Here is a 19,810-nt window from a genome sequence, read left to right on the forward strand (position 1 = left end):
GATAAAATCAAATTTGAAATTTATTTATTAACCAAAATTTATCTTATATGCTGATTTGCATGAATTTGCAGCAACTGGCAGTCTTTCGGGAAATCATGAACACCGGCTCGGTAAGCGCGGCCGCGCGAAACTTGAACCGGACCCAACCGGCTGTCAGTGCGTCGCTTAAAGCCCTTGAAGCGTCATTGGGTATGGAGTTGTTCCAACGCGAGGGGCGTCGCTTGATAGCAGTTCCGGAAGCGCGTTATCTCTTGTCTGAGGCATCAGAAATCTTGGATCGGTTGACTGCCACACGGTCAAACATGGAGGGCATGCGCAATCGCGTGCGGGGGTCGTTGCGGATTGTCGCCATGCCCGGACCGTCGGCATATCTCATGCCCGATTTCGTAAGCCGGTTCAGTAGCGGCGCTCCTGATGTGCGCATCACTTTGTCGACCCGAAGTTCCCCGCAGATCCTGAACCTGATTGCCGCGCAAAGCTTTGACATCGGATTTTGTGACTTGGGGATGACAGACACCATCACGGAAAACTTACCAGATGAGCTGTTCAAGATGGTACGCGTCACCTGCGAATGCCTGTGTGCCGTGCCTCGAAATGGCCCGTTGGCCAGCTACACCAGCATCACAGCTGCCGATTTGGATGGACACCCGATGGGTACGTTGCAGTTGGGGCACGCGACAGTCAAAGACACACAAAACGCCTTTGATAAAGCCGGGGCGCAGTTCAACGTGCGGGTCGACGCTCAGTATTTCCTGCCGCTTTTTAATTTTGTTGAAGCGGAACAAATCTGCGCCATTGTCGATCCACTTAGCGCCAAGAGTTATTTGCTGCAAAAAGGTCGGGAGCAGCAACGGATCAAATTCGTCAAATTCGAACCAAGCGTTCCTTTTGGTTATGCCTTGGTCACACCTTCGCGTCGTCCACCATCGCTGTTGGCCAAGACCTTTGCTGATGATTGGTTGCGCTATGTCCGAAGCATTGTCGATGCAACCGAAAAGCTCTGTAACCAGTAGGAGATAGGTGGTTCGCCAGCCCCAATTCACAACTACGACCTTTCTCGAAAACACTGGTAGGAATAATTCTGTCTAGAACGCGCACTGGTCATACATTCATCAACGGCCCACTTGCTCCAATTGCCACAACGCAAGCTCTTCGATCAGTGCAATATTTGCGGACCGGCCGCGGCAATCCGCTCCAAGATACGCCGGATCTGCCGCAAGCTGACATGCCCGTGTTCTGCGGCTTCGATGACTGCAGCCCGGACCGCGCGACATACATCATCGTCAATGTCAGCGTCGAAGTCGCGGAGGAGCGTGTCGAACATCTGCGCCGCAACGTCTGGCGTAACAAGCGGCATATGAAAGATGTGACACCGGTCGCGGAGCGGTCTAGGCACTGCGCTCAAGTGATTTGCGGTCAGGACCCAGTTGAATCGCGAAAGATCAAACCGGACTCGGTGAACCGGGCATTCAAATCTTCCCGCGGTTTCAGGTTCGAGAACTTGGAGGAGCGCCGTCGTCAAACTGGTCACGCCACCAGATCTCGAGCTGACCTTCTCACCGGCTTTGTCGACTTCGTTCACAACAATCACGGGGTTCGCGATCCTGTGCATGAGCACCGTTTCGATCGGAACGCCTTCACCTGCGCTTGCCCACTCTTTCTCAAGTCCAGCAATCCTGAAAGCGGAACTGCCGCTTCCGACATCAACTTCGCGAACCGGTGCCCCGGCGACCTCTCCGAGCATTTGCGCGTATGTCGTCTTTCCATTCCCTGTGTCTCCAACAATGAGCAAAGGCATTAACGAAAGCCCAAACTTCCCGGCCGCTACGCGGTAGCGCATGTGGCGCATCAGGTGTGTGGTCAACTTGCCCATCCAAGGCGAGCGGTAATGCACTTCAGCAGCCCATTCATCGACGTCATGCATGGTCAGGGGACCCGCCATCTGCCCGCCTGCACGTGCCAAGGCGACGATCCTTTCCCGCTGCTCGTCTTTGAGGCCGTACAGGCCAGACCTGCGCAAGCGGCACTCATAAATCCTTTGGCTACGTTTTCGAGCCATCCGCGCTTTCTCATAAGGAAGTGTTGTCACGCTCGGGTCTCGAGCTTTGAGTATGCGAAGGAGAGCCGCTTGTACGGTCTTTTCTGTCTCCGACAGACCAGGGAAATAGAGGTCGGGCGAAACAATGGGGTACGTTGGCCGTGCCATTTGGCGACTACTCCCGAGATAAAGACACTGCGGACGGCTACGCAAGGCCGCGCGCAACGCTGGCGTCAATGTGCTGATAGACGGAGCAAGGCCCGCTCGAATGCAGCGCTTCCAATCACCACCACCCTAATAAATGTGCGTGATGCGGTCAACGCAAAAAGACATTAAGACATTGAAAACATTCACTATTATTGCGAATTTTTGGCCTTATTGCTTTTTCGCATGTCATTAGCGCGAGCCTTTGCCGCTGCCAGGCTGGGACTTCTAGCTGTAATGCCACTAACAATGATCGCTTCGAAGCAGCCCGTGCTGCCCACACGCTCCGGTTTTCATTGGTGATGTACCCCCATCAAGAACCTCCGATCAAACCGATAGCAACTTTGCAACACAGATAAGGCTCTGTGCCGCGGATGAAGGACCGCGGCACCAGCTACAGTTGGCGGCAATTGACCTCTGACCGGAGGAAGTATCTTGCACGCTTCACCAGCGGCATGCGCTTTTCCGACCTAGAAGGAGACGCAATGAAAGGTAAGCGGTGCGCCGCGCCCACACTTTCGAGCTGACGTGTGATCTGCGATTCAGAGGCTTCTTTGGTTTGTGGGGAGTTTCTCGATGGGAGCTACAAGCGAGTTTCTGGCAAGGGTTCCGCGCCGGACGGATGGGAAACGGAATTGGCCTGCCGAGTTGAAGGCGCGGATTGTGGCGGAGACGTTGATTGAGGGCGAGACGGTCAACGCGGTCGCGAAGCGATATGAGTTGATCCCCAGTACAGTGTCTGATTGGCGTCGGATGGCACGACAGGGCAAGCTGGTCCTGCCGAATTTGGATGGCATGGATTTTGTGCCTGTTGAGATCGAGGCGCCTGCGCCTTTAGCCCAGCCTCTGCCTGCCGCTTCCGCCAGCACGATTGATGTGATCAGAGGCGACATCACCGTTCGTCTTGACGCGGCAACGCCAGCCGCGCGGGTCGCCGAGATCGCGCGGGCCATGACCACGTGATCACGCCATCCCACAAGGTCCGGATTTTTGTTGCCAGTGATCCGGTCGACTTCCGCAAGGGTCACGACGGGCTGGCCGCTCTGGTGCAGGGTCATTTGCGCCAGAAGCCGTTTGATGGGTCGGTTTATGTGTTCCGCGCCAAACGGGCGGATCGGCTGAAGCTGATTTACTGGGACGGCAGCGGGCTGGTGATGGCGTATAAGCGGCTGGAGGATAACAGCTTCAAATGGCCCGCGATCAAGAACGGGGTGGTGCGTCTGGAACCAGCCCAGTTTGAAGCCCTGTTCGCGGGTTTGGATTGGCGGCGCGTGCAGCCCTTGGAGGTCGCAGCACCGTCTGCGGCGGAGTGACTCACGGAACCCTTTGCAGGGGTCATTCTGCCTCTGTTTTGTTATGGCATCGGGCATGGTCACGCCTGATGAATTGCCCGACAATATTGCCGAGTTGAAGGCGATCATCCGTGCGCAGCAGGATCAGAATGCCCGACTCGAAGTTCTGGTTGCCGCCTTCAAGAAGGCGCTCTTCGGGAGCAAATCCGAGAAGATCGATCCAGGCCAATACGAGCTGGAACTCGAAGACATCGAGACGGCCATCGCGCAGGTGGATGCTGAGATTGATGCTGACCCGCGCACTGCGCCCGTGCGACCACCAAAGCCGCGTCAGACCAACCGGGGGTCACTGCCCAAGCATCTGGAGCGGGTGGAAGTGGTCATTGAACCCGAGTTCTCCTGCGCCTGCGGAGCCGAGCGCCATGTCATCGGCGAAGATGTCAGCGAACGGCTGGATATCATTCCCGCCCAATTCCGGGTGATCGTCACCCGTCGCCCCAAATACGCGTGCCGATCCTGCGAAGGCGGGATCACCCAAGCTCCGGCACCAGCCCACATCATCGCAGGCGGCATGCCGACCGAGGCTACCTTGGCCCATGTGCTCGTCTCAAAATATGCGGACCACTTGCCGCTCTATAGGCAGGCGCAAATCTACAGCCGCCAAGGGATCGATTTGGATCGTTCGACCTTGGCCACATGGGTCGGCAAATCGGCTTTCGAATTGACCCCTGTTTATGATGCCCTGATGGCTGATCTGAAGCGCTCCACCAAGCTCTTCATGGACGAAACACCTGCTCCGGTTCTGGCCCCAGGGCGCAAAAGCACCAAAACCGGTTACTTCTGGGCGCTGGCCCGTGATGACAGGCCATGGAAAGGCGATGATCCACCCGGTGTCGCCTTCACCTATGCACCGGGACGCTCTGGCCAGCATGCAGACAATATTTTGAAGGGTTTCAGCGGCATCCTGCAGGTTGACGGCTATGCTGGCTATAATCGCTTGCTTAAACGCCCGACCCAGGATGTGACATTGGCATATTGCTGGGCGCACGCTCGCCGCAAACTGCATGATGTCACCCAATCTGGCACTGCCCCAATCGCGCAGGAAGGTCTGGCCCAAATCCAGGCGCTCTACCGCATCGAAAAAGATCTGCGCGGCCTGCCTGCAGACCAGCGCCATGACGCTAGACAGGATCGCTCAAAACCCCTCATCGACGCCTTCGAAATCTGGCTCGCCCAGAACCGTGCCCGTGTCTCGGCAAAGTCGCCAACCGGAGAAGCCCTGAAATACATCGCCAAATACTGGGACGGGCTTATTTTGTTCCTCGACGACGGTCGCATAGAACTGGATTCCAACGCCGTCGAGCGCACCATCCGTCCAATCGCTCTCAACCGCAAAAACGCGCTCTTTGCTGGCCATGATACCGGCGCACAAAACTGGGCCGTCATCGCGTCACTGATCGAAACCTGCAAACTCAACGGGATCGAACCCCACGGCTATCTATCCGGCGTCCTGACCGCCATTGCAGCCGGGCACAAACAGACCGATATCAACCTGCTGCTGCCCTGGAACCACGTCAATCACGTGTGAACGGCGCACCGCTTACAATGAAAGGCGCGATGGCTTAGATCACTTGCGCTTTTGACCTCGCCTTCGCTCTCTTGCATTTGATCGGAGTCGATCCATACCCGTCTTTGGCTCATCTTCGAGACTGTCAGGGTCGTACTCATCAACGTCATCTTGCTGGGCAGCGATGCCACCCGTCTCGTACATGTGATGCGATAATGGATCAGCGCCTTCGTCGCGACCGATGAAATGCTTTTCATGCTGACCTTTCCCGAAATCTAGCTCGTACCTCGCGCGATCGATTTCCGCTTTGGTATAGCCAAAAATACCGATGTCAGACGCCCGCATGATTACATTCGAAAGGCCCCGCCACCTGTCGTGTGCTTCACGACGAGCACCTTCCTGCTCTTGGGCTTCCACTTTTGCCTTATAACGCTGCAACTCTTGCTCAGCGCGCCATTCGCGTAGCGATTTTCCGGCCATGGTGTGATCCAAACACCGAACGCTGATCAAACCATTTTTCGTCAGAACCGAGATGCCTCCCATATCGTACGGATCAACCATGATTTCGACGCTATCGCCGGGCGCTGCGATACGATCAGCCAGGCGTGCTTTGCGGTCGTTGCGGATCACCGCATTGGAATAGACGACGCCACCGTATCGAATACCTTCGGCTGTCACCTGAGCCTTTGTATGATATCCACAGGCCTCACGAAACTGAGCAGGCGACGGCATAAGTGTTGGATCATACTCCACGCCTTGAGAGAGCTCCTCCCACATCGCTGCAGGTGTTCGATATTTGAGACCTCTGTGTGGCGTTTTGTGATACTCTGGACGTGTCGCGGTTTGATGCCGCTCCTTTGATAGCATTTATTGCAGCAAAGGAGACGAACTATGGGAACGAAACGGACGGAAGAGTTCCGTGCTGATGCGGTGCGGATCGCGCTGACGAGCGGGCTGACACGCAGGCAGGTTGCGTCAGATTTGGGTGTTGGCCTATCGACGCTGAACAAATGGGTGATGGCGCATCGTGACACTGATGTGGTGTCGGACAAGGAACTGGACCTGGCCCGAGAGAACGAGCGGCTTCGACGGGAGAACCGCATTCTCAAGGAGGAGAGGGATATCCTAAAAAAGGCCACGGCCTTCTTCGCGAGCCAAAAGCCATGAGGTTTAGGTTCATCGAGGAGCATGGCCGCGATTTCCCGACCAACCGCCTTTGCCAGGTTCTGGATGTTAGCGAACGCGGCCTGCGTGCCTATCGCAGCCGTCCGGCCAGTCAAAGGCAGCGGACAGACATGGTCGTGCTGGCCCACATCAAGGAACAATCCCGTCTAAGCCTGGGCAGCTACGGTCGACCAAGAATGACCGAGGAGCTGAAAGAGCTTGGCCTGAACATCGGCCATCGCCGCGTTGGCCGACTGATGCGCGAGAATGGCATACGCGTCGAACGGTCCAAGAAATACAAGGTGACGACCGACAGCAACCATGCGTTCAACATCGCGCCGAACCTGCTGAACCGCGACTTCCGCGCAGATCAGCCGAACCAGAAGTGGGCCGGTGACATCAGCTATGTGTGGACCCGAGAGGGCTGGCTCTACCTTGCTGTGATACTGGATCTGCATTCCCGTCGGGTCATCGGTTGGGCGGTCAGCAATCGTATGAAACGCGACCTGGCCATCCGGGCTTTGCAGATGGCTGTGGCGCTACGCCAGCCGCCCAGGGGCTGCATTCACCACACCGACCGTGGCAGCCAATATTGCTCCCACGATTATCAGAAGCTCCTACGCCAGCACGGCTTCCAGGTATCGATGAGCGGCAAGGGCAATTGCTACGACAACTCCGCCGTCGAAACCTTCTTCAAAACGATCAAGGCTGAGATGCTTTGGCGCAGGTCCTGGCCGACGAGACGGGAAGCTGAAGTGGCCATCTTCCAGTACATCAACGGCTTCTACAATCCGCGTCGCAGGCACTCAGCATTAGGCTGGAAAAGCCCGGTCGCCTTCGAACGGAAAGTAGCTTAAACGAGCACAGGGGGCGGCACAAAAGCGTGACAAGTCCACTCAGCGATGAACAAAAGATAGAGGATCTGAAACTCATCGAAGCAGATGCACACTTCCGACAAGTATTTCCTGTCATTTCGAGCTTGCGGATTTCTTGCCGTGTAGCCTGGAAGGAACCGCGCCCACTTCAAGTCACACGTCCAGAAAAACCGCTCCATGGCTCCGCGCAAGTGTGACACACCCGCAGCGCCATTCATCTGGCTACTACCCAAGAGTTGTACCGCCATCGAAAATTGCGCGCCGCCAAATGGCTCCTTACCAAACTCGGAACCACTGTCATTGCTGCCCTCTTGCATCAAACAGCAGAAATTCCAATGCGACCCCTTCAAGCCCACGTCTCTGAACAAATACGTCTTGTCCATGTAAATCATACGCAGACATTCAAGTGATGCTTCCTGATTTGGCGTCTTACTGAAAGACACCCCGACGATCGCCCTTGTGGCAAGGTCCTGTGCCGTTGTGACCCATGGGCTGATGAATTTGACCTTCCCTCTCTGTTCATCTGAACATCGCGTTGTATTCGGCGCGCGTGCAATCGAGCACTTTCACGTGTGAACGCCAGGCATCAAACAAGACGATTTGCCCGATCGCCGAAGCAGTCCTCCCCGGCTCGAAAGAACCGTATTTCTTGACAGCAGCTGCCAGTCCTTTGCGCTGCATCATCACGTCGAAGGGATCAAGATAGAGTTCAATCCATCGCTCATATTGACGGTGAGAAAGAATTTTGATCAGTGGCTGCCCCAGCGAAGCGCGGGCAGCGTTTTCGGCCCTAACATCTTCAATCATGTCGTCGATTACTTTGCTCTTCGAGACTTGAGTGGCACAGGCGTATTTGCCCAGCCTCTCCATGACGAAACAAAAGTCCAAGCTCGCCTGCAGATCCAAATCGATCGGCTCAGAGACAGTTGGAAGGAACGTATTCGGGTTGCCGTTCGCCCGACGATACTTCCGATAATTTTCAAGCAGCGTGCTGACCGCTGGTAGCTTTTTCAAGCGTTGAGCGGCGTTTGCCTTTCTTGTTCCATAGAATTTTCGAGCTTGATAGGTTTCGTAGTCTTCTATGAGAGACGCCCGGAATTCAGTTACTCCGTCTCTGGTCAATTTCATGCCCATGGCATGGTATCGCTCCATCAAACGACATTGCTGAATGAGCAGATCAACACGCTCTCTCTGATGGGCATTTGCACCATTAAGTTCGCGTCCTGCGTAGAGTTCTCGATCCCGAACTCGCGCAGCATTGTAGTAGCCGCGCTCCACGACAAGGATCTCGGTATCGACCAGATGCCGGATCTCTTCCGGTCGAAACTTCCGGATTTCGATTTCGCCATCCTCAGCCTTGACCGACATCCGGTAGTGCTTGATATCCTTAGAATTCTTGTCGATATCGATCGCAATGTTCGATACCTGACAATTGCCATACGTCACCCGATCATTTGGTGTCAGATGCTGAAAGTAAGTCATGCAGCAGCGCTCCAAAGCTCGGTTTCAGGTGTGAAGGGGTCAAAGAGGTCCTTACGGATATCCCCATCTCCCACGAGTTGAACGACAGCGCGCTGCGCGCGATGCCCTAGTCCAGAGGCCTCCACAATTTCCTGGAGACGAAAACGGCAGCGGTTCTGGTTGGCGATTTTGAGAACCACGTCGTCAGCCTCAGGATCCCAGCCACGACGTGCTTTGTGAATCGCTTCAGCACGTTGACGGTACGTGGGGTGAAACATGTAGCGCGACGTAACAGCATAAAAATCTGCGACTTCAACTGGCGTTTGCGCTGCAATATTCGCAACTTCCTTCAAGTAGGACTTGCGCCGCGCCTTCTCGTCATACTTGATCGAAACCAAGACTTCGCGCCCATCGCGAAACATCACATGAGCATCGAGGCGTGTAAATGTCTGCTTTCCGTCAAGGTCTTCAAAAGGCACCTCGGTGAATTGTTCCTTAAAATTCACGACGTCAGGATGGCCGGCAATCTGCAGAAAAACTTGTGCTTCTTCATAAGAAGCGCACCAGAATTCCTCAATGGCCGCACGCCGATGCAAACGGGTGAGGAAAGCGACGCGACAAGTGCCGCTGGATTTGCCGATATCATCTTTGCCCAACCGTGTACGAACAATTTTGTGGGGATCATCGGGATCAGCAAGCGGCGGCGGCGAGAAAGTCGCTCGGCGACGTTTGCTGTAGTCTACAGCCAGAGGGGTTTTCTTAACATAATTGGATGGTTTCATGGCATGGCTTTCCTGGCGCACCAAAAGACAAGGCGCGAAAAATTGCAGTTGATCGTTCCTCGGAACGTTTTCATGTTTGGGTGACGTGCTTCGGCCCGAAAAGCGAGGCGCCCGGAAGATTTGCCGAGGAAGTTGTCGTGTTAGGGCTTGAGCATTGGAGGCAGTTCGATTACCGCTTCGAGGTCTCAAGTCGATGGGTAGCGAGCTTCGCCCCTACATTTGCCAGCCCTAGCTGCGGATAGTTTTATTGTGGTTGGGCAAATCCCCTCTCTTGATTTACTGTTCGTCGAACCGGACTTTTTAAGTGTCCAGCAGCAGCGTCCGTGCTGCTTTCTGTCGTCAGTTTTCACGGCATCGCCACTGACACGGCAACCTTTCACGGAACAGAAACACTCAGCTACGATGGGCCGTGACTGGCTCCGACGACTCTTGGTCGAATCTTACTAAGTCAGAAAATCCCATGGAGTCAATTTTTCATTACTTTTCAATATCTTGCGAGTATTTTTCCTTTTCCGTTTTTCGCAAGACATTCTCATTTCACAGACCTTAGATCCGTTTTTCTGCCTCCGGCTTCCACCATGGTTCACCGTGCGCGGATTCAAGGTTATGCACAAAAATCCGTCCCGATAGGGCTGGAGAACCGATTTATTGTATAGAAAACTCAACAGTCGCGTAGAGCTCTGTGCGGATAGGACAACCGACTGCAGGACACTTACCAGTTCAGGAATGCTGCGTACGTTCAATCATTTGGGAAGCGCTGATTTCGATCCGCAACGCAAATGCACCGCGCAAGGAAACGAGACCCTTCGGGTGAGAAATCATCGGTAAGGATTTTCCGAACTCGATAGGCCGTTGGATAAGCAACGCCCATAAACTCCGCGAGAGCCTGAATTCCGAAATCATGGCTGCCGTGCCGCGCGCGCCAGCGTACATATTCTTCGGCAACTTGGAACCACAACAGCGGAGATAATTTACTTGAGCGCAGCAAAGTCCCGGTCAGGACCGTGAATTGGTATCTGCACACCCGGCAGTGGTAGGTTTTCCGAGACTGGAGATATCCGACCGAAGTCTCGCCGCAGCGTTCACAGACAGGACCATCCGGCCACAGTACAGACGCCATGCGATCACGGCATGCCAGATCCGTTGGAAAAGCCGCGGCAACTCCATCCGGCGTAAGAAGCTTCTCCATATCGATCCAGTACTGCATTTTTAAGTCAACCTGCGCCAGTGTACTGTTACGGTGGTAAGGCTTGGTATGTATTTGTGAGGGTGGACGCAACTCGACGATAGCTTGGTCGCAGCATGTCATGTTCGACGTGATCGAGTTCTGAAGCACAGAGAGACCAAAAGCCAGCGTTACGAAATCGGTCTCGGGTTCAGGAGAACCATGAGGCGATCAGGCCTTCCCGCTTGGCGCAGCAGCCCATCCGACGCCAAAGTAGAACGAGGATGCTTGACCTCCAGAAACGAGAGGGCAAATGGCATGACGCTGTTTCTTGGGTACGATCCAAGTGAAAAAGGAAAAAATGGTGTCGCGGCGATTCAGGTTGTTTCCAACGTGCCTAAGGTTGCGGACACAGCAACTGTTCGCGACTCGGCCAAGGCCATGTCGTGGCTTCAAGCCCATGTAGGAACGGCGGCCGCAGTCGGAATAGGCACGCTCTTGGCATAGTCAACCAAAGGCGGGCGTTCCTGCGATGATGCTCTACGGCTCATGTATGGCGGCAATTCGATTGTGGCTCAGAATTCCTTGTACAGTTCCATGACCTTGATTGGGGCGATCGTCGCCCGGCGACTTAGGTTACCGATCTACGAGAGCCACCCCAAGCTCATGCTGCAGGTATCCCGCGAAAAAGCAATCCGTGAACTCTATCACTCCGCGGCGGCCAACCTGAAAGCCGACCATGAGGGGGATGCCATTATGGCGGCTTGGTGTGCATCCGTGGGAAACAGCCAAAAAATGGACTATCGATCTCTATGCGGACATTCAAAATGACCTGGAACTGGTCGTGCCTGGAGCTCGGTATCCTTGGTTTGAGGGCCTATGAAAAGTTTCTGCTTCAAGGACTCATCAGGCCAAAGCAAACACTTGTCGCGAACGGCCCATTGCTGCCTTTCGTCAACGTTCTCAACGCTGCGTTGCAGCTTTCGAATTGCTGCCATTGGTGCATCGTGCAGCATTTTTGGCGGCTTAATTGTCGGTCTGCGGACGGAGCTGCCTTTCGCTGCATCGGATCGAATGTCGGCATTTCTTACTATGTTGCCACTTGTATTGATGACAATCTAAGCTCGATACCTCCAAACGACCGGCAAGGTCCCGCTCGTAAGTGATCCAAAAGGAATTGAGTTATGGACTGGGATGAGTTCGCAGGCTGGAGCAAGGAAATCGCCGATTGGGGCGCGAGGTATCACAAGACCCTACGAAGCAGGCCTGTACGCGCGCAAACCAAACCGGGCGACATCGCGGTCCAGCTTCCCAAATCACCGCCAAATCACCCAGAGGAAATGGCGACGATTTTACAAGACTTCGACGCCATCATCATGCCAGGCATGACGCATTGGCAGCACCCAAGATTTTTTGCCTATTTCCCTGCTAATGCGACGCCACCGTCGATGCTTGCAGAACAGCTCGTCAACACCGTGGCAGCGCAATGCATGCTTTGGCAGACATCTCCTGCGGCAACCGAGATCGAGGCCGTGATGGTGGATTGGTTGCGCCAAGCATTGGACCTGCCTGACGGCATGTCCGGAGTGATCCAGGACAGTGCGTCATCCGCCACGCTTTCTGCGGTACTGACCATGCGCGAAAAGGCCACGGGATTTACAGGCAACCGGACGGGCCTTTCAGGGCGCGGACAACTGCGTGTCTACTGTTCCGATCAAGTGCATACCTCGATTGATCGCGCCTGTTGGGTGGCTGGGATCGGTCAGGACAACCTTGTCAAAATTCCGGGCACCGGTCCGCTGTTTGGTATAGAGGCAACCCAGCTTGATGCGGCCATCAGGGAGGACCTGGCGGCGGGTCACACGCCTGCCGGGATTATTGCGATCACCGGTGGGACTAGCGTGGGAGGCACTGATGACCTCGCTCCAATCCTTGAAGTTGCGCGTGCTTATGATCTTTACACCCACCTGGACGCAGCTTGGGCAGGCGCCGCGATGATCTGTCCGGAATTTCGGGACCGCTTCTGGCGCGGTGTCGATGGGTTCGACAGTATCGTCTTCAACCCACACAAATGGTTGGGTGCGCAGTTCGATTGTTCGGTTCAGTTCCTTCGCGATCACACGTTGCAGATGAACACCCTGAAAATCGAACCCGAATATCTGAAGACCAGTGGCCATGAGGTGACCAACTATTCGGAGTGGACGATCCCGCTTGGTCGACGCTTTCGGGCGCTCAAGCTGTGGTTCCTGATCCGATCCTACGGGTTGGAAGGCCTGCAAGCCCGTATCCGCAATCATGTCACTTGGGCCGAAGAACTGGTCGAGCAAATCCGTGCGCTCGATGGGTTCGAGATCGTGACGGAACCGATGCTCAGCCTGTTTTCGTTCCGCTGTCCCGGCGATGACACAGCCCAGCAAAAACTAGTGGATGCGATCAACGATGATGGGCGCATCTACCTGACGCAAGGCGCGTTTGAAGGTCGCAAGATCATCCGTGTTCAAGTTGGCCAGTTCGAGACCACCCGCGAAGATGTCATGATGGTACGCACTGTAGTCACAGAGGTTTGGCAAGCTGTAAAATGAGGGTGCAGCCAGTGTTAGAGCGAATGAGTGATTGCGGACATTCGTCACCAGCGCAGCAATTGCCACAGTGGGCTCTTCGGGAGCCATTGCTGCGTGATCTACGAACGGCTGATTCAGCGCCAGGTGCCTTTCGCCGCGTTCACTATCAACTGGAAAGCTGCGGACGGAGCTGCCGCGATGTGTTCCTTGCCGAACGTCCGGTTCGCCAGATCGTGTAATGCTTAGGTATCAAGCAGTTCCGCGAACTCACGATGCGACTTGAGTGTCACCACCGGAACAGTGGGACCATGCCGATCAATGCCACTTATTATGCGCGGCGCCATCCGGGTCTCGAATGTCCAGATGAAGGTCAGGAACTCGCGGTCAGGCAACTGCTCAGGGCATCCTTCGGCCATGTCGATCCGAACCTTGCCGTAGTTTCCAAAAACTCGTCGTGCAATGCCGCTCAATGCGACTTTTCGAGGAACTCGAACCCAAATCAAAAGATCGGCGCGAGGGAGACGCAAATCGAATGTGGATACAGTCGTGCCATCCATGACCCACCGATCTTTTCTTACCAACTGGGTGACAATTTGGCGCTGCTCTTCGCGGTCGCGGACCTGCCAACCGGGCAGCCAGCGGACGTCTCGGTCGTAAGAGAGATATTCTAGGCCGAATTGTTCCGATATCTTTAGTGAAAGAGTGCTCTTTCCGCCTCCCGAACACCCCACGACGAGAACACGTTTCGCCGTTCGTAGTACTCCTGCGGCCTGAGGTATTGATATATTCATCGGCATGTCAGCGCGCCTGTTCCAGAACGACACCGTTTGCTTTAACGGCCATTCGCGCAGGATGCAGCATCATTCACTCTGGGCTCAAACCGGACCTCGGAGGCGGTGCCGAAACTTATGATATGCTGGTTTGGTCAACGTCGGGTTGTCGTTGTGGGAGGGCGTGGCGGATCGGAGGACCAGTCATGCAAACACCAAACCTACCTGCCATTCGCGCGCTTCGCCCCGCTTGGAACAAGGGGCGCATCGTCGGTCAGAAGCGACCCCTCAAACCGAAACACGTCTGGGCGATTAGGGTACGACTTGAACTGGCCGAGAACTATCGAGACTTGGCGCTCTTCAACTTGGCCATCGACAGCAAACTGCGCGGCTGCGATCTGGTCAAAATGAAGGTCGTCGATGTCATGGCGTCAGGCCAGATCAAGGAGCGCGCATCGGTTCTGCAGAGCAAAACGCAGAAACCTGTACGCTTCGAAATCTCGGAAGGTACGCGGGCCTCATTGGAAAAGTGGATGCAAGAACCGCTGATGGTTGGTTCTGAATACCTTTGGCCCGGCCGATTCCATGAACGCCTACACATATCGACCCGCCAATATGCACGAATTGTCCGAGACTGGGTCACATCGATAGGATTGGAAGCAAGCGCCTACGGCACGCACTCGATGCGTCGGACCAAGGTGACGCAAATCTACAAAAAGACAGGCAATCTGCGTGCCGTTCAGCTCCTATTGGGCCACACCAAGATGGATAGCACGGTCAGATACCTCGGCGTCGAACTTGAGGATGCTCTTGCGATTGCAGAGGCCATTGAAATCTAAGAAATAGGGCCGTCTTCACGGACGGCCCAGAGCTGCCCTTTGGTAGGCTCCAAGAAGGTTGCACTGCTTCGGTCGAAGCAGTCATTCGCTGCAAGTGCAAAGTCCAAGGTCGGTCCAGCGACGCAGTGCACAAGATGGTGTTCGGACAAATCCGTTTTCGGCCAGGAGTTGACTACCAAGCAACTTAGGTTCTCATCAGCGTGCGCGAGGAAACCGATGAACTGGAAAACAATTGCATCTTTGGAAGCTGACCGAATCTGGAAATCAGAAGCGCGGTGATCTTCTTGATATATTATTGTTGACAATCTTCAATGTGCCATCAACGATGTTCAGGAATAGACGCCATAGTCAGGTGGATCGTGATTTCTTCACCCTTGAAGCGAGAAACCATGAGTGCTCAGATCGCCGCCTTGCTGCGTCGCGCGATCCTGACGGGAGAGTTGGAACCCGGGGCGCAACTGGTGGAGAGTGCGTTGGCGATCAGCCTTGGTGCCAGCCGTGGCCCGCTGCGCGAAGCAATGCGGCAGCTCGTCGACGAAGGTTTGCTGGTCAGCGTTCCCTATACCGGGACCCGTGTGGTCGATATCTCGATTCAGGACATCAACGACATCTATGCCATGCGTACATGTCTCGAACAGTTTGCGTTCCAGCAGATCTGGGAGCAGCGCGACGAGGCATTTAAGGCGGAGCTGCTCCTGAGGAACGAGGCGTTAAAAGCCGCGATCGACCAAGCGGATGATGTCGGCTCTATCGAGGCGGAGCTTGATCTGCATGGACTTGCCTATGAGTTGGCGGGCAATCGCATTCTGCTCAATTCCTGGATCAGCCTGCGCGGCCACCTTCAGATGTATTGGGCCTCCCATCATCGCGCTCATGGGATGCGTGGCCCGAAACGTGAAAGTCACGACGACTACGTTCGACATGCTTTGGGTCCCAGCCTCCAGGCGATGCAGGACGAACTCCGCGATCACATGCGCCGAGGGCTGGAAACCACCAAGGCCTTTGTCGAAGCCCGAACGCAAACGAAGGCAGAAGACTCATAACCTCAGTCAAACAAGGAGTGGAAGATGAACAGACGTGACGTATTGGCAGCGACCCTGGCGGTCGCGATGATCGGTGCGGGGACTAGCGCACTTGCTCAAGGCACCATGGACAAGGTCAAGGAAAGCGGCGTGTTGCGCGTCGGCGTGACTCAGGCGCCGCCCTGGTATTCCAAGGACATTGTCAGCGGGGAATGGACAGGCGGCCTGGGAGTGTCCATGGGCAAGGCCATGGCGGAAACCCTTGGCGTGACCTTCGAGCCGGTCGAAGTTACATGGGGCACAGCGGTTGCGGCTCTTCAGGCGGATCGGATCGATCTGATGTACGTCCTTGATGCAACAGCCGAACGCAAGGAAGCCGTGAACTTCCCGGAAACGCCCTTGCTGTACTATTCCCTTGCTGTATTGGCCCGCGACGATCTCGAAATCTCTGACTGGAGCGACCTGAATACTGCCGAGATCAGCATTTCGGTGCCGCAGGCGACCAGCATGGATGCGTTCCTCACCGAAAACGTCCCAGATGCCGACATTCAGCGTTTCCCTGGAAATGCTGAGGCCATTGCAGCCTTTCAGGCTGGTCGCGTCGATGCGGTGACGCTGTTCCATCCGCCCCTGATTGCAGCAAGACAGAAGCTGGGGTCCGGCCAGATCGTCGTACCGAAGCCGGTCGAATCTCGCCCGTCTTCAGTGGCGGTTCGTAAAGAGGATGACACCGCATTCCTTGATTGGGTGAACGAGCAGATCGACGGCTATTACCAGTCCGGCCAGACGCAGCAATGGTACGAAGAGTTCCTGAGCGATTTCGGCCTCGATCCGGCAGCGGTGCCGCCGATCATGCGCGAACGCCTCTGATCCTCGCGGCAGGGCGAATACCGGATGTACGAATGGGACTTCACCGCTGTTCTGGCGAATGCAGATCTGCTGTGGCAGGGGCTTCTCGGGACATTGGCGATCACGGGCACGGCCCTTGCCTTCGGCGTGCCGCTGGGTTTGATCCTTGCACTGTCCCGACTGTCGCCAAATCGCTGGCTTGCTTGGCCCGCGGGCTTTGTGATCGAGTTCTTTCGAACCACGCCCCCACTTGTGCAGTTGTTCTGGTTCTTTTTCGCCCTGCCGATCCTGATCGACATTCAGATGACGCCCTACCTTGCGGCCGCCATCACATTTTCTATCCAGTCCTCGGCATTCTTTGCCGAGGTCTTCCGCGCCGGAATCGTCTCGATCGAGCGCGGCCAATGGGAAGCCGGACGCGCGATCGGCATGCAGCGGTCCCAGGTGATGCGGCGCATCATCCTGCCGCAAGCGGTGAAACGCATGATCCCAGCCTTTACTGAACGCGCCATCGAACTGATGAAGACAACCACGCTCGTGGCGACCGTCTCTTATGCCGACCTGCTCTATCAGGCCAACGAACTGGCGCAAAAGACCTTTCGCCCCATCGAGATCTTCACCGTGACAGCCCTGATCTATTTCGTCGTCATCTTCGGTTTAAGCCTCTGCGTGCAAGCGCTGGAACGCCGTCTGGCCGTCAGCGGCGACAGCACGGTGCGCTGATATGGAGTATGTTTGGGATTTCGGATCGGTCTATGAATACCGCGCGGCTCTATATGTCGGGCTGATCAACACCCTGCGAATTTTTTCGATCTGCTTGGTTGCAGGTCTATCGCTGGGACTTGCCATCGGCCTTGCCCGATATTCCGAGCGCCGTTGGTTGCGCTGGCCTTCTGCATGCTTCATCGAATTCTTCCGGAACACGCCTGTTCTTGTCCAGATTTTCTGGTTCTATTTCGCCTTTCCAATCCTCGCTCCGTTCGACATCTCCGCGCTTGCGGCGGCAGCTTTGGGCATCACTTTGAATTCGGCCGCCTTTTCGGCCGAGATCTTTCGCGGCGGCATTCAATCCATCGACCCCGGACAATGGGAAGCGGGCCGCGCCATCGGGATGCGATACCATGAGACCATGCGGCGGATCATCCTGCCTCAGGCAGTAAGGCGCATGCTCCCGGCCCTGACGAACCGCGGCATCGAGATTTTCAAGATGACCACCCTCGCCTCCGCCATTGCCTACGCAGACCTTCTGCATCAAGCGCGGTTGATTGCGTCGGTGAACTTCAATCCGATCGAGGCATATACGGTGGTCGCGGTGGCGTTCTTTGTCATCCTGTACCCTATCGTGCGGGTCACTTACGTGCTCGAACGGCGCATGGCGAAAGGAGACTGAGCCTTGTCTGAAGACCCCATCCTGACTATTCGCGGCCTGCACAAATCCTTTGGGGGCAACCATGTGCTGCGTGGCATCGACCTTGACGTCAACAAGGGCGATTGCATTGCGATCCTCGGCGCGTCTGGGTCTGGCAAAAGTACGTTTCTGCGGTGCCTGAACTTCATGGAAATCCCCAGCGAGGGTGAGGTCACCTATGCAGGCAAGACCATTGGCACGGCGCGCCCCGGCAAGCCCCGGTACTATTCTGAGGGGGAACTGACCAAGGTTCGCCAGAAGGTCGGGATGGTGTTCCAGCAATTCAACCTGTTCCCGCACATGACCGTTCTGGGAAACGTGACCGAGGGGCTGCGCACGGTTCAAGGCAAAGACAAGTCCAGCGCGGAAAAGCTGGGCCTCGATGAACTTGCCCGTGTCGGCCTTGAGGAGAAGGCGCAGGAATACCCATCGCGCCTGTCCGGCGGTCAAAAGCAGCGCGTGGCCATCGCCCGCGCCCTTGCTCTTGCGCCGGACGTGATGCTCTTTGATGAACCGACTTCGGCGCTTGACCCCGAACTGGTTGCGGAAGTCCTGAACGTGATCCGCGGCATTGCGGATGAAGGGCGCACGATGCTCTTGGTGACGCATGAACTGGGCTTCGCCTATCACGTCGCAAATCGTGTGATCTTCATGGCCGACGGCGTCATTCAGGAGGAAGGACCGCCGGAGCAGATCCTCAAAAAGCCGCAGAACCCCAGCACGCAGGCGTTTCTCGCGCGTCACAAGCAATTCGAATTCTAACGCAGGACCCTGCCATGACAGATGCCACGCAAACCAGCGCTCAAAGCTACGCGCCGGATCCCCGGAATGACTGTGTCGAGGTTTACGTCAACGGCGCATTCTTCCCCCGCGACAAAGCCATGGTGCCTGTCTTTGACAGCGGATTTGTCCTCGGGGATGGCGTATGGGAGGGGCTGCGCCTTGTCAAAGGCCGCCTTCTGGCCGTCGATGAACATATGGCCCGGCTTTACGAAGGGGCCAATTCCATTCAGCTCGACATCGGCATGGATCGCCAAGAACTTGTCGAGGAAATCTGGAAGACCCTGCGCCATAATGGAATGGAAGACGGGGTGCATATCCGGCTGATGATCTCGCGCGGGGTCAAGTCGACGCCCAATCAGGATCCGCGCTTCATCACCGGCAAGGCCACCATCGTAATCGTGGCCGAATACAAACAGCCCAACGCGGTGCTCAAGGCACGGGGGCTCAAGCTGATGACTTCGACCGTTCGCTGCTCGACACCCGATGTATTTGATCTGCGGCTCAACTCGCATTCCCGACTGAACTTCATCCAGGCGTTGATCCAGGCGATCAACATGGGGGCGGACGAAGCTCTGATGCTGGATGATCGCGGCTTTGTCGCAAGCTGCAACTCGACCAACTTCTTCATCATCCGCGGAGAGGAACTCTGGACCTCGACCGGGGCCACCTGCTTCAACGGGATCACCCGCGCCAAGGTCATCGCGCTATGGCAGGACACAGGCAAGACCGTGCGCGAAAAGGACTACACACTGGCCGAGTCCTATGCCGCGGACGAGGCTTTCGTAACCGGAACTTTGGGCGGGATCACTCCGGTAACCATGATCGACGGGCGCAAGGTCGGAGCCGGAAATCCCGGCCCGGTGACGTCCTCTATTGCGGAACTCTATAGGGCATATGTTGGTGATTGACCGGCAGCGTTTCCATTAAGGCACATGAACTACAATCACTTACGCTTAATGTGTTTCCAGGTTATGTTGCGAATGAACACTCGCCCGAAAAACCGTCCAGCAAATGAAGCGCCCCCTTTTGT

At 55.7% G+C, this 19,810-nt stretch carries 20 protein-coding genes; 14 read left to right on the forward strand and 6 right to left on the reverse strand.

Going from position 1 to position 19,810, the window contains the following annotated elements; genetic code table 11:
• The first annotated feature begins 59 nt into the window (after window positions 1–59).
• Window positions 60–1,013 carry a LysR family transcriptional regulator gene (locus tag ACMVPR_RS12470; RefSeq protein WP_416883149.1) on the forward strand — a complete coding sequence of 318 codons (954 nt, stop codon included), beginning with the start codon at window positions 60–62 and terminating at the stop codon, window positions 1,011–1,013.
• A 143-nt stretch (window positions 1,014–1,156) separates the two neighbouring features.
• Here ACMVPR_RS12470 and ACMVPR_RS12475 read toward each other — a convergent pair whose 3' ends face one another.
• On the reverse strand, window positions 1,157–2,089 hold the full coding sequence (locus ACMVPR_RS12475) for an AAA family ATPase (RefSeq protein ID WP_416883150.1): 933 nt from the start codon (window positions 2,087–2,089) through the stop codon (window positions 1,157–1,159).
• Between the two features lie 729 nt (window positions 2,090–2,818).
• On the opposite strand from ACMVPR_RS12475, the gene ACMVPR_RS12480 reads away from it, so the two are divergent.
• Genes ACMVPR_RS12480 through tnpC form a run of 3 tightly spaced genes read left to right on the forward strand, consistent with a single transcriptional unit; the run spans window position 2,819 to window position 5,122 of the window.
• Window positions 2,819–3,205, forward strand: coding sequence for a transposase (locus ACMVPR_RS12480; protein WP_416882484.1), 387 nt, complete (start codon window positions 2,819–2,821; stop codon window positions 3,203–3,205).
• The gene (gene tnpB, locus ACMVPR_RS12485; RefSeq protein WP_416882483.1) at window positions 3,202–3,555 is read left to right on the forward strand and encodes an IS66 family insertion sequence element accessory protein TnpB; all 354 of its coding nucleotides are present in this window, start codon (window positions 3,202–3,204) and stop codon (window positions 3,553–3,555) included. Before ACMVPR_RS12480 ends, tnpB begins: the two co-directional genes overlap by 4 nt.
• 55 nt (window positions 3,556–3,610) lie before the next feature.
• Window positions 3,611–5,122, forward strand: a complete 1,512-nt coding sequence (gene tnpC, locus ACMVPR_RS12490; protein WP_416882482.1) for an IS66 family transposase — start codon at window positions 3,611–3,613, stop codon at window positions 5,120–5,122.
• A 39-nt stretch (window positions 5,123–5,161) separates the two neighbouring features.
• Here tnpC and ACMVPR_RS12495 read toward each other — a convergent pair whose 3' ends face one another.
• Window positions 5,162–5,854: a hypothetical protein gene (locus ACMVPR_RS12495; protein ID WP_416883151.1), complete on the reverse strand. Its 693-nt coding sequence runs from the start codon at window positions 5,852–5,854 to the stop codon at window positions 5,162–5,164.
• 138 nt (window positions 5,855–5,992) lie between these two features.
• Between ACMVPR_RS12495 and ACMVPR_RS12500 the strand changes: the two genes are divergently transcribed.
• Window positions 5,993–7,122, forward strand: a protein-coding gene (locus tag ACMVPR_RS12500; protein WP_416883152.1) for an IS3 family transposase whose coding sequence is annotated in 2 segments (ribosomal slippage) — window positions 5,993–6,236 and window positions 6,236–7,122 — 1,131 coding nt in all. Because the reading frame shifts where the segments join, the coding sequence is not laid out codon by codon here.
• Between the two features lie 537 nt (window positions 7,123–7,659).
• Here the strand turns inward: ACMVPR_RS12500 and ACMVPR_RS12505 are convergent.
• From ACMVPR_RS12505 to ACMVPR_RS12515, 3 genes are all read right to left on the reverse strand, one after another.
• On the reverse strand, window positions 7,660–8,622 hold the full coding sequence (locus ACMVPR_RS12505) for a hypothetical protein (protein ID WP_416883153.1): 963 nt from the start codon (window positions 8,620–8,622) through the stop codon (window positions 7,660–7,662).
• Window positions 8,619–9,383, reverse strand: coding sequence for a hypothetical protein (locus ACMVPR_RS12510; protein WP_416883154.1), 765 nt, complete (start codon window positions 9,381–9,383; stop codon window positions 8,619–8,621). The genes ACMVPR_RS12505 and ACMVPR_RS12510 overlap by 4 nt, the downstream gene beginning before the upstream one ends.
• 739 nt (window positions 9,384–10,122) lie before the next feature.
• The gene (locus tag ACMVPR_RS12515) at window positions 10,123–10,590 is read right to left on the reverse strand and encodes a transposase (RefSeq protein WP_416883155.1); all 468 of its coding nucleotides are present in this window, start codon (window positions 10,588–10,590) and stop codon (window positions 10,123–10,125) included.
• Between the two features lie 276 nt (window positions 10,591–10,866).
• Here ACMVPR_RS12515 and ACMVPR_RS12520 point away from each other — a divergent pair, with 276 nt between their 5' ends.
• Both ACMVPR_RS12520 and ACMVPR_RS12525 read left to right on the forward strand, forming a co-directional pair.
• On the forward strand, window positions 10,867–11,055 hold the full coding sequence (locus tag ACMVPR_RS12520) for a hypothetical protein (RefSeq protein ID WP_416883156.1): 189 nt from the start codon (window positions 10,867–10,869) through the stop codon (window positions 11,053–11,055).
• 677 nt (window positions 11,056–11,732) lie between these two features.
• Window positions 11,733–13,130 (forward strand): pyridoxal phosphate-dependent decarboxylase family protein, encoded by a 1,398-nt coding sequence (locus ACMVPR_RS12525; RefSeq protein ID WP_416883157.1) that lies wholly within the window; start codon window positions 11,733–11,735, stop codon window positions 13,128–13,130.
• 221 nt (window positions 13,131–13,351) lie between these two features.
• On the opposite strand, the gene ACMVPR_RS12530 is transcribed toward ACMVPR_RS12525, so the two are convergent.
• A complete protein-coding gene (locus ACMVPR_RS12530) occupies window positions 13,352–13,906 on the reverse strand; it encodes a hypothetical protein (RefSeq protein ID WP_416883158.1) in 555 nt (184 codons plus the stop codon).
• Between the two features lie 179 nt (window positions 13,907–14,085).
• On the opposite strand from ACMVPR_RS12530, the gene ACMVPR_RS12535 reads away from it, so the two are divergent.
• From ACMVPR_RS12535 to ACMVPR_RS12565, 7 genes are all read left to right on the forward strand, one after another.
• Complete coding sequence (locus tag ACMVPR_RS12535; protein ID WP_416883159.1) at window positions 14,086–14,718, forward strand: tyrosine-type recombinase/integrase; 633 nt, start codon at window positions 14,086–14,088, stop codon at window positions 14,716–14,718.
• A 389-nt stretch (window positions 14,719–15,107) separates the two neighbouring features.
• The gene (locus ACMVPR_RS12540) at window positions 15,108–15,761 is read left to right on the forward strand and encodes a GntR family transcriptional regulator (RefSeq protein ID WP_416883160.1); all 654 of its coding nucleotides are present in this window, start codon (window positions 15,108–15,110) and stop codon (window positions 15,759–15,761) included.
• A 24-nt stretch (window positions 15,762–15,785) separates the two neighbouring features.
• Window positions 15,786–16,610, forward strand: coding sequence for a transporter substrate-binding domain-containing protein (locus tag ACMVPR_RS12545; protein ID WP_416883161.1), 825 nt, complete (start codon window positions 15,786–15,788; stop codon window positions 16,608–16,610).
• Between the two features lie 24 nt (window positions 16,611–16,634).
• Window positions 16,635–17,312, forward strand: a complete 678-nt coding sequence (locus tag ACMVPR_RS12550; protein ID WP_416883162.1) for an amino acid ABC transporter permease — start codon at window positions 16,635–16,637, stop codon at window positions 17,310–17,312.
• Window position 17,313: 1 nt separating this feature from the next.
• Complete coding sequence (locus ACMVPR_RS12555; RefSeq protein ID WP_416883163.1) at window positions 17,314–17,979, forward strand: amino acid ABC transporter permease; 666 nt, start codon at window positions 17,314–17,316, stop codon at window positions 17,977–17,979.
• Between the two features lie 3 nt (window positions 17,980–17,982).
• Complete coding sequence (locus tag ACMVPR_RS12560; protein WP_416883164.1) at window positions 17,983–18,759, forward strand: amino acid ABC transporter ATP-binding protein; 777 nt, start codon at window positions 17,983–17,985, stop codon at window positions 18,757–18,759.
• A 14-nt stretch (window positions 18,760–18,773) separates the two neighbouring features.
• On the forward strand, window positions 18,774–19,688 hold the full coding sequence (locus ACMVPR_RS12565) for an aminotransferase class IV (RefSeq protein ID WP_416883165.1): 915 nt from the start codon (window positions 18,774–18,776) through the stop codon (window positions 19,686–19,688).
• The last annotated feature ends 122 nt before the right edge of the window (window positions 19,689–19,810 follow it).

The organism is Marivita sp. (genome assembly GCF_048006345.1).
Classification (GTDB): Bacteria; Pseudomonadota; Alphaproteobacteria; order Rhodobacterales; family Rhodobacteraceae; genus Marivita.

Bases quoted from the DNA above. Each gene is read 5' to 3' on its own strand.
- ACMVPR_RS12470 (WP_416883149.1), top strand. From the start codon at position 60: ATGAATTTGCAGCAACTGGCAGTCTTTCGGGAAATCATGAACACCGGC.
- ACMVPR_RS12480 (WP_416882484.1), top strand. From the start codon at position 2,819: ATGGGAGCTACAAGCGAGTTTCTGGCAAGGGTTCCGCGCCGGACGGAT.
- tnpC (WP_416882482.1), top strand. From the start codon at position 3,611: ATGGTCACGCCTGATGAATTGCCCGACAATATTGCCGAGTTGAAGGCG.
- ACMVPR_RS12505 (WP_416883153.1), bottom strand. From the start codon at position 8,622: ATGACTTACTTTCAGCATCTGACACCAAATGATCGGGTGACGTATGGC.
- ACMVPR_RS12510 (WP_416883154.1), bottom strand. From the start codon at position 9,383: ATGAAACCATCCAATTATGTTAAGAAAACCCCTCTGGCTGTAGACTAC.
- ACMVPR_RS12515 (WP_416883155.1), bottom strand. From the start codon at position 10,590: ATGCAGTACTGGATCGATATGGAGAAGCTTCTTACGCCGGATGGAGTT.
- ACMVPR_RS12520 (WP_416883156.1), top strand. From the start codon at position 10,867: ATGACGCTGTTTCTTGGGTACGATCCAAGTGAAAAAGGAAAAAATGGT.
- ACMVPR_RS12525 (WP_416883157.1), top strand. From the start codon at position 11,733: ATGGACTGGGATGAGTTCGCAGGCTGGAGCAAGGAAATCGCCGATTGG.
- ACMVPR_RS12530 (WP_416883158.1), bottom strand. From the start codon at position 13,906: ATGCCGATGAATATATCAATACCTCAGGCCGCAGGAGTACTACGAACG.
- ACMVPR_RS12535 (WP_416883159.1), top strand. From the start codon at position 14,086: ATGCAAACACCAAACCTACCTGCCATTCGCGCGCTTCGCCCCGCTTGG.
- ACMVPR_RS12540 (WP_416883160.1), top strand. From the start codon at position 15,108: ATGAGTGCTCAGATCGCCGCCTTGCTGCGTCGCGCGATCCTGACGGGA.
- ACMVPR_RS12545 (WP_416883161.1), top strand. From the start codon at position 15,786: ATGAACAGACGTGACGTATTGGCAGCGACCCTGGCGGTCGCGATGATC.
- ACMVPR_RS12550 (WP_416883162.1), top strand. From the start codon at position 16,635: ATGTACGAATGGGACTTCACCGCTGTTCTGGCGAATGCAGATCTGCTG.
- ACMVPR_RS12555 (WP_416883163.1), top strand. From the start codon at position 17,314: ATGGAGTATGTTTGGGATTTCGGATCGGTCTATGAATACCGCGCGGCT.
- ACMVPR_RS12565 (WP_416883165.1), top strand. From the start codon at position 18,774: ATGACAGATGCCACGCAAACCAGCGCTCAAAGCTACGCGCCGGATCCC.